Source organism: Citrobacter koseri ATCC BAA-895, from assembly GCF_000018045.1.
Lineage (GTDB): Bacteria > Pseudomonadota > Gammaproteobacteria > Enterobacterales > Enterobacteriaceae > Citrobacter_B > Citrobacter_B koseri.
The window spans coordinates 717861-735487 of record NC_009792.1 but is presented as its reverse complement, the minus strand read 5'-3'; the positions used below and the strand labels follow the sequence as shown (position 1 = coordinate 735487).

The following is a 17627-nucleotide window of genomic DNA, read 5'->3' as shown; positions in this document are numbered from 1 at the left end:
AACCGGGCAATGCCCGGTTTTTTGTAGGTCGGATAAGCGTAGTGCCATCCAGGATAACAATAAATTACTGCGTTTTCTCTCTGTAGTCGCGCAGAGCATTACGCCCCAGCACCACACCTGCACCAATCATCCCGCCCAATAGCACCGCCAGGACCAGCACAATTGCCTTTTTCGGACTGTCACGACGAACCGGCAGCGTCGGCTTCATGACGTAACGGTAGGCGTGAATGGATGCGGTTTCGATTTTCAGATTTCCGATATCCAGCAGGTTCTGTTTCGTTTGATAATAATTTGACGAAAAAACCAGCGGACGCGTGGATTCATGTTCAATCATTGATTTCAGCGCATCGCTGCCCAGGAGAACCATCGTGTCCTGCGTAACATCCTGAGTTTGCTGAACCTGTGGTTTAGTCACATCGGCCTGCTCTGCATAGCGCAATGCTTCCTGAATTTGCTTGATACGCAAATCTTTTTGCTCCTGCGCGACCACCTCCTGCGTTTTTAACGAGTCCTCAAGCGTAGTTGTCTGCAACTTGATGTTATCTTTCAGATCCGCTTCCAGTTCTTTCGCAACGCTCTCATCTACCTGCTGGATATACTCTGCTAACTGGCGTTGCGCTCCTTCCGCAGACTCTCCAACGTAAGAAACAGCCAACGGCAATGATTGACCCTTAACAGAAGGGGTAATGGTTAATTCTTCAGGTTCTTCCTGATTATCCAGGGCTGCTGACAATGCGGAAAAGGCGGAGCTAAAGCGACCGATAAAACCAGTCTGGATATCCGCAACTTTCGGAGCGTTATCGCCATACAAAACGCTCATCGCATTATTATAAGTAGCAATCTGCCCTACATCAGGCTGGGTGATGATGGCGGTAGAGGTCCATTTCTCTTTCGCTACCAGGATGTAACCAACAGCCAATAGAATTGCGACAATGACACACACAAAGATTGTCATTTTTCCGCGCCACAATTGCATCACTAAATCAATCAAATCAATCTGTTCCGGGTCATTACTGCGCCCGGTAGCATTGTTATTGTTCACTGTCATCAGTACCCTAACTAAGAAAATGCTTAAGCTGGAGACAGTGTAGTCATAAACATCGTTAATGCTATAGGATTATTGATAAAATTTACGGATTATTTCAAACACTTTGATAGCCAATCAGGGGCTATTGTAGCCCCAATAACAGAAGGTTAATCACTGCCAAAGAGATCGCGTGTATAAACTTTGTCCTGAACATCCAGCAGTTCAGACGCCATGCGGTTGGAGATAATCACGTCGGACTGCTGTTTAAACGTATTCAAATCACGTTCAAGGCGGGAATTAAAGAACGACGCTTCCTTCATAACCGGTTCGTAAATAATAACTTCCACACCTTTAGCTTTGATACGCTTCATAATCCCCTGAATTGAAGACGCACGGAAATTATCAGAACCGCTCTTCATAATCAGACGATAGATGCCCACCACTTTGGGTTTTCTGGACAGGATGGCATCTGCAATAAAATCTTTACGCGTCCGGTTCGCATCCACGATCGCGGAGATAATATTGTTTGGCACTGACTGATAATTCGCCAGAAGTTGCTTCGTATCTTTCGGCAGACAATAACCGCCATAACCAAATGAAGGATTGTTGTAATGATTGCCAATACGAGGATCCAGACACACACCTTCAATAATTTGTCGGGTATTCAGTCCTAAACTTTCCGCATAGCTATCAAGCTCATTAAAGTAAGCAACACGCATCGCAAGGTAAGTATTAGCAAAAAGCTTAATCGCCTCTGCTTCCGTCGAATCGGTAAACAGGGTTGGTATGTCCTGTTTTATGGCGCCTTCCTGTAGCAAAGCAGCGAATCGCTCCGCACGCTCAGAGCGTTCACCAACCACAATCCGCGAAGGATGCAAATTATCATAAAGCGCTTTACCTTCGCGCAGGAACTCGGGGGAGAAAATGATATTCTGCGTATTAAATTTTTTACTCATCGTTGCGGTGAAGCCAACCGGCACCGTTGACTTAATCACCATCACTGCCGATGGGTTAATCTCTGTCACATCCTGAATAACCGATTCTACACTTGATGTGTTGAAATAATTTGTTTTTGGATCATAGTCGGTTGGTGTTGCAATAATGACATAATCAGCATTTTGGTAGGCGGATACCTTGTCTAAGGTTGCTTCAAAATTAATATTCCCGGACGCTAAAAATTGCTGTATTTCTTTATCAACAATCGGAGATATCCGATCATTTAGCATTTCTACACGTTTGGGAATAATGTCTAACGCGGTAACCTGGTGATGCTGTGCGATAAGCAAACCGTTTGACAGACCAACGTACCCGGTTCCAGAAATGGTGATTTTCATTTCACGCTCTCAGAATTAACTTAATTATGCATCATGATGTTTATACATCCTGATAAGATATAAAAGTTTTAACGCCTGAATGAATATTGTGTCAATGAAGGCTAAAACAATTCAGATTTTCTTTATCAGGTTAAACATTAATTATTAAGTTAATATTAAGAAGTAAAAATAAATCAATCAGATTAGGGACAAAAAAAAGCCCGGTGAATCACCGGGCTTTTGATGCGAATCAGGAATTATTCCAGCCATTCAGTATGGAAAACGCCGTCTTTATCAGTACGCTTATACGTATGCGCCCCAAAGTAGTCACGCTGCGCCTGGATCAGGTTCGCAGGAAGAACGGCTGCGCGATAGCTGTCGTAGTAGGCAACAGCGGCAGAGAACGTCGGAACCGGGATACCATTCTGCACGGCATACGCAACCACATCACGCAGCGCTTGCTGATAATCGTCCGCGATTTTCTTGAAGTACGGTGCCAGCAGCAGGTTAGCGATACCCGCATTTTCTGCATATGCGTCGGTGATTTTCTGCAAGAACTGTGCACGAATAATGCAGCCGGCACGGAAGATCTTCGCAATTTCGCCGTAGTTCAGATCCCAGTTATATTCGTCAGAAGCGGCACGCAGCTGGGAGAACCCTTGTGCGTAAGAGACGATCTTACCGAGGTAGAGCGCGCGACGGACTTTCTCGATAAATTCCGCTTTGTCACCCGCAAGCTGCGCTTTAGGTCCCGACAACACTTTAGACGCTGCGACACGCTGCTCTTTCAGAGAAGAGATATAACGTGCAAAAACGGATTCCGTGATCAGCGACAGCGGCTCGCCCAGATCCAGAGAACTCTGGCTGGTCCATTTGCCGGTGCCTTTGTTTGCCGCTTCATCCAGAATCACATCAACCAGATATTTACCCTCTTCATCCTTTTTGGTGAAGATGTCTTTGGTGATATCGATCAGGTAGCTGTTCAGCTCGCCTTTGTTCCACTCAGTGAAAGTCTCTGCCAGCTCTTCGTTAGACAGATTCAGGCCACCTTTCAGCAAAGAATAGGCTTCTGCGATTAGCTGCATGTCGCCGTATTCGATACCGTTGTGAACCATTTTCACATAGTGACCGGCACCATCGGCACCAATATAGGTCACGCAAGGTTCGCCATCTTCTGCAACTGCGGCAATTTTAGTCAGAATCGGCGCAACCAGTTCGTAGGCCTCTTTCTGACCGCCAGGCATGATAGATGGGCCTTTCAGCGCCCCTTCTTCACCACCGGAAACGCCAGTACCAATGAAGTTAAAGCCTTCGGCAGAAAGTTCGCGATTACGACGGATAGTGTCCTGGAAGAACGTGTTACCACCATCAATGATGATGTCGCCTTTATCCAGATACGGCTTCAGGGAATCGATAGCAGCATCAGTGCCCGCCCCTGCTTTCACCATTAACAGGATACGACGAGGCGTTTCAAGGGATTCAACAAACTCTTTTACCGTGTAGTAAGGCACTAGTTTTTTGCCTGGGTTCTCGGCAATCACTTCTTCGGTCTTTTCACGGGAGCGGTTGAAAACGGAGACGGTATAACCACGGCTCTCGATGTTGAGCGCCAGGTTGCGCCCCATCACTGCCATACCGACGACGCCGATCTGTTGCTTGGACATTACATACTCCTGTCAGGTGTGGATACCCCGCCGTAAAATGGCGGCGAGTAAAGTGAAGAACATGTTAACTCAGGTTAGAGGCCAGAAGGTAGCAATAGATGTCCTCTTCAGAATGAACTTAATGCACATAAAATGCAGTTTCTGCTACATCAATATGCACCATCTCTATGGAGGACTACCTTCACAGTTTTGAAAAGAATAGCGATGTCATTCCACAGCGACCAGTTCTTGACATACCAGGAGTCAAAGTAGACTCGGGTATCGTAATCCACATCGTTACGTCCACTTACCTGCCACAACCCTGTCATTCCCGGTTTCGCCATTAGATAGTAATCAACATTCTCATCATAGCGTGGTAACTCTTCAGAGATAATCGGACGCGGGCCAACCAGACTCATTTGACCTTTCAGCACATTAAATAACTGAGGCAATTCATCAAGACTGGTTTTACGAATAAATCGACCGACAGGAGTGATTCGCGGATCGTTTTTCAACTTAAAGTCACGCTCCCATTCTTCCCGTGCGGCAGGATCGGAATCAAGGAGCTTTTGTAAAACCTCCTGCGAATTCATCACCATTGAGCGAAACTTATAGCAAGGGAAAAGCTTACCGTGACGTCCTACTCGCATATGACCGTAGATTGCCGGACCACCATCACGGGTAACTTTGTACCAAAGATAAATGAGCAGTGGCGAAGAAATTAAGATAATCAGTGATGAACAGACAATATCGAAAGTCCGTTTAAGGAAACGAGATGTCCGTTTTGCCAGATTATTATGAATACGCAGCAACATGACTTCATGACTAAAGATGAAAGACATATCGGTATTATAAAGTGGTAACCCGCGCAGGGACGGAATAACCGTGACAGAACGGCAGTCCTTCTTCGATAGTTCGCGCAACCAGTTAATGGTCTTATCGCTGTTTTCCATTTCAAAAGCTACAATGAAATGAATATCGCCTGTTTTCTTCATTTCCCAAAGAATATTGGGGTCCTGAAGAACCGGCAGTCCCTGTAGCGTTGCCTCTGTACACTCTTCGTCATAAAATGCGACAACATCAAAGCCAAGCATTTCCTCACTTTGCAGTGCATAATAAGCTTCCACTGCATTACTTCCGCTACCCATAATGACAGTCTTTTTCTTCCAAATCCCAAGACGATTAAGAAGTTGTTTGGTCATTGCTCGGAAAAGCGGCAGCAGAATTAATGCAAACGTCCAACAAAAGACCCATACATACCGAGAAAATTGCCATTTAGAAAAAGCGACCAGCGCCAGATCAAAAACAGCAAAGATCACAATAGTGCGGATAATCTCCTTCAATTCAAACCAAAAGGGTTTGCGATAGGAATAATGTCGCAACCGAACCCAGAACCATCCCACACATATCAAGCTCAGGATGACATGAGAAATTATACGCATCTCCAGTTGAGCATCGGGGATAAAACGATAAAGATCGTTAAAAATCCAGTATACACAACCAATAGAGAGGGCCAGTGATAAGTTAAAAAATATAAAATCCGATGCTGCGAGAAAAACCTTGCATAGCAATGGATTATATTTATTCAAAAAATTATCCGTATCCATGACAACACCTGACGTTAGCGAGGATTTATATTAAATACAGGCATTGGCTCCTGACTCTTTTGACATTCAAGGAATTTATTTGCAACATCAATAGCTTCACGAATAGTGACATCCATATCCAGATAGCGGTAGGTACCAAGACGCCCGACAAAAGTGGTATTGCTTAATTCCATCGCTTTATCCAGGTAGCGATTGAGCAGTTCTTTTTCCTTAACCATACGGATCGGATAATACGGAATATCATCTTCGGTGCAGAAGCGACTAAATTCACGATAACATGTTGTTTTTTCGTGTGACTCCCAGGGTGAGAAATGCTTATGCTCAGTGATTCGGGTATAAGGTACATTTTCTTCGCAGTAGTTGATAACAGCCGTTCCCTGGTAGTCACCTTCTGCTGAGAATTTTTCGAAATCCAGCGTGCGATAACCCAGACGCCCCTCACTAAAGTTAAAGTAACCATCCAGCGCGCCTGACCAAAATACATGCTGGTAGGCCCCACTCTCGGCAGCTGAAAACTCAGTATCTGTTCTTATTTCAATCAGTTCGTGATCAAGAATTTTTCCAACCATATCGGTATAGCCATCTCTGGGCATCCCCTGATACTGGTGGTTAAAATAATTGTCATTATAGTTAAAACGAAGCGGCAAGCGTTTCAAAATACTGGCTGGTAACTCCGTCGGCTCACAACCCCATTGTTTACGCGTATAGCCTTTAAAGAATGCTTCATACAGTTCCCGACCAATCATGCTGATGGCCTGTTCTTCAAAGTTTTTCGGTTCGACAATAGATTTGTCAGCTTTAGATTCGATGAAAGCACGGGCTTCATCCGGACGCATTGTTTTATTGAAAAACTGATTAATCGTATGCAGGTTTACTGGTAGTAAGTAAACATTGCCTTTGTAAATGGCCTTCACACGGTTGGTGTAAGGCATAAACTCTGAATACTGATTAACGAAATCCCAAACTTCTTTATCATCTGTATGAAAAATATGGGGACCATAAACGTGCAACATGACGTTGGTCTGCGGATCACGTTCTGAATGACAGTTACCAGCAATATGAGAACGTTTGTCGAAAACAACAGACTCAATCCCTTCCTCTGCTAATAATCTTGCAATAACCGCACCAGAAATACCCGCACCGACAATAGCAACAGATTTCATCAATGACCTCAATTATTTTGCTTCTTTATAAGTTACAAACATTTTCCCATTCACCAGGGAATTAAGAGCTGGCCAGCATGCAATTATTTTCACAAGAATAGCGAGCAATACGATCTGGATAATAAAACTTAATATGACATAGTATTCCATATGTACAAAAGTTAATATATTTTTCGCTATGGCGTTAATATAATAATTAAACCCCAATATAACCAAAGTATTTTTACCCAACCAAGAGATAAATTCCGAATTAATATAACCCGCAATATAATAGAGCAGATAACTTCCTGCTAAAGCAGAAGCAAGATTTATAAAAGCCCATACTCCATTCCCCACCTGTAATGCAGACATATCAACCTCAGTGGGAGTTAAATACGAAAATCCCAAAAGCAGTACGACAGAAATCATCGCATAATTAATATGTCTGGTTATGACAATACTTTGCAATATATATCCAATTAAAAAATATGGCATAGCGATAAAAGCTATATTCACATTAAAAAAATGAAAAATATTTACATTTTTCGCAATTAAATAAAAGGAAATTACAATCAAGGCAATAATATATTTATTTGAAGAGATTTTCATTATTAAATAAAACATAGCCTCAACTATAAACAGGCAATATAAAAACCAAATGGGAGTAACAAAGAAATTATTTGCTACTTTTGTTGCACCTGTTAATGTTCCATATAGTTTCATAAGGAAATCACTACCAGATATATTACTCATCAATAACATAGCAACAAACGGCAAGCCACAAATTACTCCAATCGTCCATGCAGGAATAATCAATCTATAAAATCGCTGGATGATAAATATCCAAGGTTTCAACTCCAGATTTTTAACATTTACCAGATAACCAGAAAGAATGAAAAAAGCAGGCATATGAAAACTATAAATAATCTTATGCCAAGATGGACTGAGGAAGGATACATGTCCTAACACAACCAACAATATCCCCAGTCCACGATATATATCTATATCCGTACGTCGAGTCATTGAATACTCTCGCTGCTTATATTTTATTTTAGGAAATGCCTAACCAAGAGTGCACTTCCTTTTTTTATTAAATTTTCACCTTCAATATTTACAACCTTTCTGTATCCAACTTTAATATTTCTTTTATTATGTTCAATCCATACATTAAATAATCTTTCTGCCATGAATCCTAAAATTCTTTTTTGATAAGAATCATAACCAGAGAAATCAATCTGTTTATTCACTTCGTCTAATAGAGGGAAAAGCCACTGACAATACTGATTGACCACATCAGCCTTACCTACGAACATATTATACAGACTTATTTTCCGACCATGCATAACCGTATCGAAGGCTTGATTATAATCAGGATACATAGCCTCCACGATAGAGCGTAATATATTCAAATCACCTTCTGAATGAGCTCGGCAGTAATGATTTTTTATATTCGTAACATAGTAATTACGTTTACGAGCGACAATTAAATCATATTTATTTAGGTCAAAATCATTACTAGAAGCAATGCCCTTACCATGGAGCGGTATAATATTATGAACGCCAGCGAAATAACGACGATAATGAACTAAACCAACAATATCTTCATCTGAATTTTTCCAGATCCAATATAATGCAGTCAATTCACAATATGATGGATTTAATTCTGATATATTATCTCCTTCATTATCACCGATAACACTTATACCTAAATCTGATGTACTATTCTTCTTACCTACATGGATAGGTTGATAACCTTCATCTACAGGAAAATCATATTGCTTATGTGTTGCGATATATATTCTAATCATGATATTACCAATTTTACTTCAAATAAAAATAATCAAGGATATTGATATCCAGTTTTCTTTTCACAAAATAGACAGCAATGACATTCTGTATAATCACAGAAAGAGCAACAGCGCAGGCAATTCCTTTTATGCCGAATCCCCCCCCCATGAAGTTAAGGTTGATAATCATCATAAATGCATTAAAGAAAATAATATTTCTAAATATTTTCTCATTACCTGTCATTGTTAATAAGAAAGCGACCGACCCTGTCAGGACATTAATTAACTGACCAATGCAAACTATTCTAAGTATGATAGATGCTTGAGTATATTCACGCCCAAAAATTGAAAGCACAAACTCAGGGAATAGTAAGAGAAACGCTACTCCTGGCAATGACAAAATAACGACAAGACGGGTGCTACTTCTTACCATTAATTTAAGCTCATCAAATTTCCCTTCAGTATACAGCTTGGAAAAATTTGGTGCAAAAACAACATTTAATGAAATAAGGAAGAAACTGATAACTAAACCAATCCGCAAGCAAACAGAGATAAGAGCAACGTCTTCACTTGAAATATAGTAGTTAGAGATGATAGGTGTAATCCATTGTATAATGGTATTACATATTAATATTAGCAAGAAAGATAGTAATGTTGTAATTATATATTTATATTTAAGCTTCTTCAAATAAACAACAGCATTTATATTAGTAAATATATATTTTTTCCACAAAACAGCACAAAAGATAAAACTAAGTATAATTGATAAAAATAAAAACCTTACTAAATTTAATGCATTAGCTTCCATATGCAGAACGGCACATACTAAAACAATAAACGAAAATATCAGCGGATAGGATATATTAATTATAATAACAGATAATAATGATCTCCCATTAGTCTGAAATATATATCCCGTATATTGGATCATGGAAAGAAGAGGGATGCTCGCACAAATATATAAAGCACCATAGACCTTTAATGACTCTCCGTAAGTCAGAAAAAGATATATAGCGCCTGATAACAGACATGATATAACTATAATTATTAATGCTCCAAACAATGCCAATGAACTTGCCTGGATATAATTTCTTGTGGCTATAAGTTGCGGTCGCATTCTAAGAATGGCATCACAAAACCCTGATGTACCGATAAGTCCCCACAACATAATAATAGAGAAGGAGGTGAAGAATATTCCGGCTTCATTTACATTGACCCAGCGAGTAACAAGTATATTCATCAAAAAACTAATGGATACACCAATTACTCTCGCTGCGATAACAGCAAACAATGCCTTAGTTTTTTTTCTAGTCATTAGATAAATCGAGTCACTAATTCAGATAACCAGTTATGTGATATAACCCCATAAAGCATAAAAATAATAACTATTAGTAATAATATTACCCTTCGTTGAGTTTTAACAAAAACGTGTTCTATACTCATAATATAAAAAGGGATTAAAAAAACATTTACTACAAACAAATATCTGATCGATGATTCTTTGGTGAAAAATAAGATGGCAGAGAAAACATATGCTAACAGAGCATATTCTAAAATAAGAGATGCGCTTTTATTTTTTATTGTTTTATCCAATAAGAATAAAGGAATAAATACAAATATTGAAGAATATAAAAACTTATATATATATATGGCGTGTTCATTATTTCGATCTGAATACTCAAATGCTCGAATTATTTTATTAGCAAACACACTTCCCGGGGGTAATGCTTTGAGCACAAAACCAACAATATATTCTGATGCCAAAGCAAAAATAAGTGATAGCAAAATAATTATATATTTTTTATGAAAATCAAGTCGTCTCCATATAGGCATAACCAAAAATATTAAAGCAGAGAAATGTAGACTGATAGCTATAATAATAGTGATAAAAGATTTAATCGATGCATTTCTTGATTGGTATGCTATTGATAAAAGAAGAAAACTAAAACTGATAGCTTGTCGCATTCCTCCCATATAGAGATACATGAAACTTATCATACTTGTCAGACAAAAAGCAATTATAGTTGTCTGTACATATTCATTTGTTAGCTTCAGTATTGCTATAAAAGATAACCATGTTGTAATTAATATTGTTATTACAGGAAATAACTCAGATGGTATACCTATTGTTCGCAATATATAGACTAATAAAGTAAATCCTGGCTCAAACTTTCTGGAGGTATCACCCTCATAAAAAGGTATATAATAGTGAATAGAATCATATCCCCAACGATTAGCTATACCAAGATATAATCCAATAAGTGTTATGTTAATAGCCAATAAAAAAAAGGAAAACTTGCTTCTTTTTAAGAAAGATATTATAGAAACAAAAAAAATCTGTAAAACAGAGAATGCTGCAAAACCAATTGGTGAAAATATTACCTGCAGCATATTTTTTCTACCGCATTGTTGAGATCATAATAATTGCTATTTTTATAATTATCTTTAACCATATAGTTTTTAAATAAATAAGCTATATAAAGTTTCACTTCTTCCTGGGTAGCTTTATTATCGATGGCTTTAACTATTTCAGTTTTTAACGATTCTCGAGATGTTAGATTATTTACTATTTGAGGATAATATATATCACCAAGTGTTAATACAGCAGCACCTCTTACAGCAGCCTCAAGTCCTACAGTTGAGTTTATTACAATTACTAACGAAGAGTTATCGATTAAATGATCAATTGGAGTATTATTATCAATATGTACATTCACATTTTCATTAATTAACTTATACAGTGATTTATTATATCTCCCTTTATTCATTGGATGTTCACGAACAATAAGATCATATCCCTCAGGTAATGATTTAATAACTGAAGTTAACATATCATCAATTGATGAAAATAATTTACAATTTGAGATAATCTGGACATCATTTGGCACTTGTAACGCAACAAAAATATATTTCCCTTGTTTTTCTATATCAATCTTATTTGCTTTACTATTCTTTTTAAATGGCAGACGTCCTAATAAATAAGGAATAGACTCCCAAAAACCCTCCCCTGTATATAGTTCGACAGCACATACTTTCCTAAAAATAGATGGAGGGACACTTTGAAGGACATCTTTTATCTTTCGGAAATAAGAACCAATATTCTTTTCATAAAATTTCTTTTCACTGACAGATGTAATGCATTTATTATATAAATATTCTATTTCATCTTCATTTACATTATTCCGCATCATATCGAGACTAGCAGTAGTGATGCTCATATTACAATTGACGCCTTTCGGATCAAAAATCATCGTCCCATATGGGCCAGGTTCAAAATAGAATACTTGAACCTCTTTTAATTTTGCAAAATAGCCACCAATAGAAGAATATAAACGTTTATCTCCAATAAATACCACACTGTGGAAATCTTCCCATGGGAAATAATTCTCATAAAAATCCCAATATTTTCTAGAGATATCTAAAAAATATTTTTCTAATTCAGGGAAAAGAGAGACATGAAACTCATAAAAATGACGAGGTATTGTAATATTTTTTTCTGACTTATATTTACGAACATTTCCAGGTAAATCAATATATTCTAATGAGTTTTTGATGCAATAGTTAGTCGAAGAAGCATACATACACAACTGGACAGTATCTCTACCAGTCACCTCTTTTATCTGTTTTGATAGTTGATGTATATATCTTGAATTACTCTCATAAAAGGACATTATTGCTATTTTTTTCATTTCTACAAAAATCTTTTTTGATGACAAAATTAAAAATCGCGTCGAATTTTTGATATGCTGTCCACGCTACCGCCCTTGGCTCTACAGCTACCAATACACTGAGAAACAAGGATTCAAAAATCCATGTAATTAATACCCCAGTCAACCTCTTCTGAAATCAATCTCAACTTCCGTTTCCGTGTGAGACACAACCTCACGACAGTTGTTTGTGATTGCCCTAAGAAAGAGTTTGGCAGGGGTTGTTTGTTGATCATTTTACACTAAAGTGCAAAACAAAACGGCAATAAGCATCAACTTTCCACAGTCGAGCTTATTGTCGAGTGATAACTGTCTATGGTTCTAATGACAGTATCCTGGCTTAGCTTACTCGTTAAGCAACGCCTCAATTCCCTTCCGAAACTTCGCCCCTTCCTTCAGGTTGCGCAGCCCGTACTTAACGAACGCTTGCATATAGCCCATTTTCTTACCGCAGTCGTAGCTATCGCCTGTCATCAGCATGGCGTCAACAGACTGTTTTTTCGCCAGTTCTGCAATTGCATCCGTCAACTGGATGCGGCCCCAGGCGCCGGGTTCTGTTCTTTCCAGTTCTGCCCAGATATCTGCCGACAACACATAGCGGCCTACCGCCATCAGATCTGAGTCCAGCGTCTGCGGTTGATCCGGCTTTTCAATGAACTCAACAATACGGCTGACTTTCCCCTCATTATCCAGAGGTTCTTTGGTCTGGATAACGGAATACTCTGAAAGGTCGCCTTTCATGCGTTTTGCCAGCACCTGGCTGCGCCCCGTTTCGTTGAAACGCGCTACCATTGCCGCAAGATTATAGCGAAGCGGATCGGCCGTCGCGTCATCAATGATGATATCAGGCAGCACCACCACAAAGGGGTTGTCGCCAATCACAGGACGTGCGCATAAAATGGAATGCCCCAGACCCAACGGTTGAGCCTGACGAACGTTCATAATCGTCACGCCTGGTGGGCAAATGGACTGCACTTCCGCCAGCAACTGACGTTTCACGCGTTGCTCCAGAAGTGACTCTAATTCGTAGGAGGTGTCGAAGTGGTTCTCTACCGCATTTTTGGAAGCGTGAGTGACCAGAACGATTTCTTTGATCCCAGCAGCAACAATTTCGTCAACAATGTACTGTACCATCGGTTTGTCAACAATCGGCAGCATCTCTTTGGGGATTGCCTTGGTGGCAGGCAACATGTGCATACCCAGACCAGCTACCGGAATAACTGCTTTCAAATTAATCATTATTTCATCCACCTATAAAATGGTTGCTGAATTATAGCTCTTTAGCATGTTTTAGCCAGCATGAATTACATTATGGCGTTGGATGTGATGGTACGCCGCTTATCCGCAGATTGCAGTAGCCATAATCTTAAGTATGAGTAACTTTCGCCAGGAATGGTCGCAAAACTACCTCCCCCGCTCCGGCAACCTGAAATTGACTGCTTCCACATTCACCACCTTGTGGTTAATCCTGTCGATATCGACAGAGCTCTGCCCCTTCTCATTGACTGCATGAACGTTCGCCAGCGACAGCAAAGTGTCCTGTTTCGCCATAAACTTGCCGCGTATATCTTTACGCAGATCAAAGTGCATCTTCAGCGCGGGCCCTGTCGCAGACTCCTGCATTACCTTGATATTACGCAGGAAAAGATGCTGCGGCTGGTTGTGTAATTCAAGCGTAGCGCGCTTCATATCCAGATTGGTGATCGCCACAAAGGAGGTCGCATTCCCTGAAGAGATCTGAATGCCGCGCAGTTTATAGGCCAGGCGAGTGTTATCAAGATGAATATCATTTAATTTGAAATTTTGCGGAATGGATAAATATTTGCCTTTGACGACGCCATAACCAATAAGCATCCCCGCACAATTCACCATATCGATATTATCAATCACGAAATTATCACACCCATAAATTGCTACCGTCGCATTATCAATGCCCGCTTTCTTACTGAAATCAGGCGTGATATTCCGCGCTTTTACATTACGAATGATAAAGTGTTTTCCGTTCTCCACATGAACCAGTTGTCGGCAATCCGATCCGGTAATATTGGCCACGACAAAGTTCTTTACGGTTTGCTCTTCCGGGTAGGCATTATCGTAGGTGCTGCCCGCCAGCCCGATGCCAATCCCCCAATTGATTTTCCCGTTGGTGCAATCGATGCGTTCTATAACATGGTCAGAGATCAGAATGTTACGATCGTTAATCGCCACGTTCCATTCGATAGCATCCCCTTGCAGATCGCTGAATCGGCTGTTGGTGATGCGCGCGCCGTCCACCTGGTTGTGGAATCCCTGGCGCAGAATGGCGTAATTTGCATGGCTGACCGTAATATCATCAATGGTGAGATTACGCATCACTCGCGGCTTTTTGCCGCCAATGTAGATCTGGGTAACGGGGCCGAACCCGCTCATGGCAATCCCCCTGATGGTGCAATCTGAACCGCGCACATCCAGGGTGATGTTGTGCAGACTGCCGCCCTGCTCTCCTGTTACCTGGCAGCCATCCTGCAACACGAACCGACCGCGACCATTGCCGCTTAAGCGCCCGCGCACATGCAGCGTTTTTCCTGCCGGAATAAAGATGCCGGTATTGACGTTCTCGCAGACCAGCCCCGCAGGAACAACAACCGTCTGCGCTTCGCTAAACGCCTGTTTAAACGAGGCTATCCAGTCTCGGGAGTTATAATCCTGAATATTGACGGTTTGCCGGGGTTCAAGCGCGCGGGCAAAGGGGGAATGGAGGACAGGAAGCGCGGCAAGCGCAGAGCCTGCCGTCAGGAAGGTGCGACGGGAGAGTTTATTCTCTGGCATACAACCTCGGTTTACATCGTTTGCAGCAGGCTGGCTAACTGTTGATTAATCACCTGCTGATTAAAATCAGCCTCAACTTTTTCACGGGCGCGTTGTACCACAGGCCGCAACGACTCGGTGTCGATGCGACTGAATGCCGCCAGTTGATCCGCCAACGCCTCAGCATCATTTTCAGGCACCAGCCAGCCCGACTTACCGGCATCCACCAGTTCAGGGATTCCGCTGTGAACGGTTGAAACCACCGGCAACCCGACTGCCATCGCTTCCATCAGCGCCACCGGAATACCTTCCATATCGCCATCCGTACCGGTGATAGACGGCAGCAGAAATACATCCGCGTCATCCAGCATCTTTTTCACTTCATGGCTGGGCTTAAAGCCGGGCATTTCAATCACATCATCAAGCTGGTACTGCTCAATCAATGTGCGCAGGCGTCTCTCCCACGGCCCCATGCCCAGGATGCGATAACGGAACGCCACCCCCTGCGCTTTGAGCTGTCGGCAGGCCTCAATCGCTACGTGCAGTCCTTTCTTCTCGGTTAATCGCGCCACGGAGATAATCTCCAGCGGCGTACCCGGCGCTTTTACCGGACGGTGAGTAAAGCGCGTCATATCGACGCCCATCCGCGAGACCGCAATTTTCTCGGGCGGGCACCCCATTGTTTTAAGGCGTCCCGCCCATAATTCACTGATGGGCAGCATGAGATCGCCACGCTGGAACAGGCGTTGATATTCAGGAGTGTAGTGATTGAGCACATCGCGGTGCGATACATCAATACCGTGAAAAACGGTGGAGATTTTGCCTTTGATCACGCCAAGTTCCCGCAACTTCGCCGCCGTTACACCCGCCGGGCCAAAATGGGCGATAAAAACATCCGCCTGGAACATTTTTGGCGTCAGCCCGCAGATTGCGGATAGAATCAGGTTGCGCGCTTCATCACCGTAACGTGAAACATTCAGCGCCTTCCAGGTCGATGCGCGCGTACCGCCACGCAAAGACGCAATGGCGCGATAGCGCAGCTTCGCCAGCTTGCCTTCCGGCTCATCCAGCAGCCAGTGCGTTTTTTCACCCAGGCGGTAGGTGTCATACGCCGCATGCGTGTTCTCAAGGTCGCCTTTATGCAACGCGACAATTTCCACCTCAAACCCCATATCGATAAACGCGGTGATCTGGTTCAGCACGAAGGTCTCTGACGACAGTGGGAACTTCAGTAAAAAGAAGCTGACCTTCATTTCCCCTCCCCGATACGGGTTAACACTGACTGCACCATGCGAAAGCCCTGTTCACGCTCGCGGTTTACGGCGTCCGCCAGTCGCGCGTTGAGCGCGGGCAACTGCCCCAGCGTATCGGCCACCATCGCTTCCAGGCTGCCGTCAAGCAAATGACGAATGTCGATCGCCATTTCAGGCAATCCCAGCTGTTGCATAATTCCGGCAGATTTGTGCTCATAATTAATGGCAATCGCAGGGGTCGCGAAATTCATGGAAATAATGGCGGAATGCAGGCGCGTGCCCACGGTCAGCTCACAGGCGCCGAGGATTTTCCCCATTTCAAGATCGTTGAGTTCGTCCATTACCACATGGTAACGATCCGGGTCGCTGACGTGCTGGCGCAGGTTTAACGCCACCATGCGATCGTCTTTGTTATAGCTGTCGATACCGGTACAGGTTGACAGCGCAATCACCTGATAGCCTTCCTCAAGGATACGGTTCACCACGCCAGCAAACGCCTTCTCGTAAGCCTGTTGGGTGGTTCCCAGACGCTTATCGAATGGCGCCAGTTCACGCAGCGTAATCGCAACCGTCTTTTGCTTTCCGGCAAGGGCTAACCAGTGCTGAACGGCATAACCCGGTTCAAAATCGTCATTGTGATGATCAACCAGCCAGGCGGTATCGACCCCCGCTTCAACTTTCGTCGTGGTGATATCGCTACGCTTCATCAGCTCCAGACTGACTGATTCACGCAGAATCAACGCATCACAATGACCAAAGACGTAATTCGCCAGCGTGTTGAACTGCTCGTCCTGGAAGGGGCCAACGCTATGACCAATCATATACAGCGGCTTCTTCGCCATAAAAGTACACAACGCATGTTCAAACTGCGGCACACCGTACAGATCGACGAAAAACGAGCCCCCGACCTGGATAATGGCGTCATAACCGGATAACAGACGCACGAAGTCGGTAAACCCTTGCGCAATGGCAATATTGCGCAGCTTGCCGGTATCGGTGACGCGGGAGAGCAGTACCTGATGCTGATAGCGGCGACGCAGCACTTTTTTCACACGCCCCATCACGCCCGCCGCGTTATTGTGCTGTTTCATCTGCGAATAGAGCGGATCGCCCATCACCGGGCGATTCAATAACCAGGATGAGCTCACCGGATAGCGACTCATCACATCCACTTCTGCGTCAGGCTCAAGACGGTTAATGGCATCCAGCAGGCCGCGCAAAATTGCGCTGTCGCCACGGTTGCCGCAGGTGTGGTTGCCCAGGATCAGTAATTTCATATTTGCCCCTTAAAATCGTTGCCGGATGGCGGCTGTCGCCTTATCCGGCCTACAGCAAAATCAATTCATAGGCCGGATACGACG

The 17627-nt window shown here is 42.6% G+C and carries 14 protein-coding genes; all 14 read right to left on the bottom strand.

Annotation, left to right across the window (positions count from 1 at the left end):
* Positions 1-64: 64 nt before the first annotated feature.
* On the bottom strand, positions 65-1048 hold the full coding sequence (wzzB, locus tag CKO_RS03285; RefSeq protein ID WP_012131733.1) for an LPS O-antigen chain length determinant protein WzzB: 984 nt from the start codon (positions 1046-1048) through the stop codon (positions 65-67).
* Between the two features lie 146 nt (positions 1049-1194).
* Complete coding sequence (gene ugd, locus CKO_RS03280; protein ID WP_012131732.1) at positions 1195-2361, bottom strand: UDP-glucose 6-dehydrogenase; 1167 nt, start codon at positions 2359-2361, stop codon at positions 1195-1197.
* A gap of 236 nt (positions 2362-2597) precedes the next feature.
* The gene (gene gndA, locus CKO_RS03275; RefSeq protein WP_012131731.1) at positions 2598-4004 is read right to left on the bottom strand and encodes an NADP-dependent phosphogluconate dehydrogenase; all 1407 of its coding nucleotides are present in this window, start codon (positions 4002-4004) and stop codon (positions 2598-2600) included.
* Between the two features lie 149 nt (positions 4005-4153).
* Positions 4154-5590 carry an undecaprenyl-phosphate galactose phosphotransferase gene (locus CKO_RS03270; protein ID WP_012131730.1) on the bottom strand — a complete coding sequence of 479 codons (1437 nt, stop codon included), beginning with the start codon at positions 5588-5590 and terminating at the stop codon, positions 4154-4156.
* A gap of 14 nt (positions 5591-5604) precedes the next feature.
* Entirely contained in the window at positions 5605-6753 is a 1149-nt protein-coding gene (glf, locus tag CKO_RS03265; protein WP_012131729.1) for a UDP-galactopyranose mutase, read from the bottom strand.
* Between the two features lie 12 nt (positions 6754-6765).
* Complete coding sequence (locus CKO_RS03260) at positions 6766-7755, bottom strand: acyltransferase family protein (protein ID WP_024130198.1); 990 nt, start codon at positions 7753-7755, stop codon at positions 6766-6768.
* Positions 7756-7778: 23 nt separating this feature from the next.
* Positions 7779-8540, bottom strand: coding sequence for a DUF4422 domain-containing protein (locus CKO_RS03255; RefSeq protein WP_012131727.1), 762 nt, complete (start codon positions 8538-8540; stop codon positions 7779-7781).
* 13 nt (positions 8541-8553) lie between these two features.
* Positions 8554-9834 carry an MATE family efflux transporter gene (locus CKO_RS03250; RefSeq protein ID WP_012131726.1) on the bottom strand — a complete coding sequence of 427 codons (1281 nt, stop codon included), beginning with the start codon at positions 9832-9834 and terminating at the stop codon, positions 8554-8556.
* Entirely contained in the window at positions 9834-10910 is a 1077-nt protein-coding gene (locus CKO_RS22140; protein WP_071818850.1) for an EpsG family protein, read from the bottom strand. Before CKO_RS22140 ends, CKO_RS03250 begins: the two co-directional genes overlap by 1 nt.
* On the bottom strand, positions 10898-12208 hold the full coding sequence (locus CKO_RS03240; protein WP_012131722.1) for a capsular polysaccharide export protein, LipB/KpsS family: 1311 nt from the start codon (positions 12206-12208) through the stop codon (positions 10898-10900). The genes CKO_RS22140 and CKO_RS03240 overlap by 13 nt, the downstream gene beginning before the upstream one ends.
* 363 nt (positions 12209-12571) lie before the next feature.
* On the bottom strand, positions 12572-13465 hold the full coding sequence (gene galF, locus CKO_RS03235; protein WP_012131721.1) for a UTP--glucose-1-phosphate uridylyltransferase GalF: 894 nt from the start codon (positions 13463-13465) through the stop codon (positions 12572-12574).
* Positions 13466-13630: 165 nt separating this feature from the next.
* Positions 13631-15034 (bottom strand): colanic acid biosynthesis protein WcaM, encoded by a 1404-nt coding sequence (wcaM, locus tag CKO_RS03230; protein ID WP_012131719.1) that lies wholly within the window; start codon positions 15032-15034, stop codon positions 13631-13633.
* Positions 15035-15045: 11 nt separating this feature from the next.
* Positions 15046-16266: a colanic acid biosynthesis glycosyltransferase WcaL gene (wcaL, locus tag CKO_RS03225; protein WP_012131718.1), complete on the bottom strand. Its 1221-nt coding sequence runs from the start codon at positions 16264-16266 to the stop codon at positions 15046-15048.
* On the bottom strand, positions 16263-17543 hold the full coding sequence (gene wcaK / locus CKO_RS03220) for a colanic acid biosynthesis pyruvyl transferase WcaK (RefSeq protein WP_012131717.1): 1281 nt from the start codon (positions 17541-17543) through the stop codon (positions 16263-16265). Before wcaK ends, wcaL begins: the two co-directional genes overlap by 4 nt.
* Positions 17544-17627: the final 84 nt, after the last annotated feature.

Bases quoted from the DNA above. Each gene is read 5' to 3' on its own strand.
- wzzB (WP_012131733.1), bottom strand. From the start codon at position 1,048: ATGACAGTGAACAATAACAATGCTACCGGGCGCAGTAATGACCCGGAA.
- ugd (WP_012131732.1), bottom strand. From the start codon at position 2,361: ATGAAAATCACCATTTCTGGAACCGGGTACGTTGGTCTGTCAAACGGT.
- gndA (WP_012131731.1), bottom strand. From the start codon at position 4,004: ATGTCCAAGCAACAGATCGGCGTCGTCGGTATGGCAGTGATGGGGCGC.
- CKO_RS03270 (WP_012131730.1), bottom strand. From the start codon at position 5,590: ATGGATACGGATAATTTTTTGAATAAATATAATCCATTGCTATGCAAG.
- glf (WP_012131729.1), bottom strand. From the start codon at position 6,753: ATGAAATCTGTTGCTATTGTCGGTGCGGGTATTTCTGGTGCGGTTATT.
- CKO_RS03260 (WP_024130198.1), bottom strand. From the start codon at position 7,755: ATGACTCGACGTACGGATATAGATATATATCGTGGACTGGGGATATTG.
- CKO_RS03255 (WP_012131727.1), bottom strand. From the start codon at position 8,540: ATGATTAGAATATATATCGCAACACATAAGCAATATGATTTTCCTGTA.
- CKO_RS03250 (WP_012131726.1), bottom strand. From the start codon at position 9,834: ATGACTAGAAAAAAAACTAAGGCATTGTTTGCTGTTATCGCAGCGAGA.
- CKO_RS22140 (WP_071818850.1), bottom strand. From the start codon at position 10,910: ATGCTGCAGGTAATATTTTCACCAATTGGTTTTGCAGCATTCTCTGTT.
- CKO_RS03240 (WP_012131722.1), bottom strand. From the start codon at position 12,208: ATGAAAAAAATAGCAATAATGTCCTTTTATGAGAGTAATTCAAGATAT.
- galF (WP_012131721.1), bottom strand. From the start codon at position 13,465: ATGATTAATTTGAAAGCAGTTATTCCGGTAGCTGGTCTGGGTATGCAC.
- wcaM (WP_012131719.1), bottom strand. From the start codon at position 15,034: ATGCCAGAGAATAAACTCTCCCGTCGCACCTTCCTGACGGCAGGCTCT.
- wcaL (WP_012131718.1), bottom strand. From the start codon at position 16,266: ATGAAGGTCAGCTTCTTTTTACTGAAGTTCCCACTGTCGTCAGAGACC.
- wcaK (WP_012131717.1), bottom strand. From the start codon at position 17,543: ATGAAATTACTGATCCTGGGCAACCACACCTGCGGCAACCGTGGCGAC.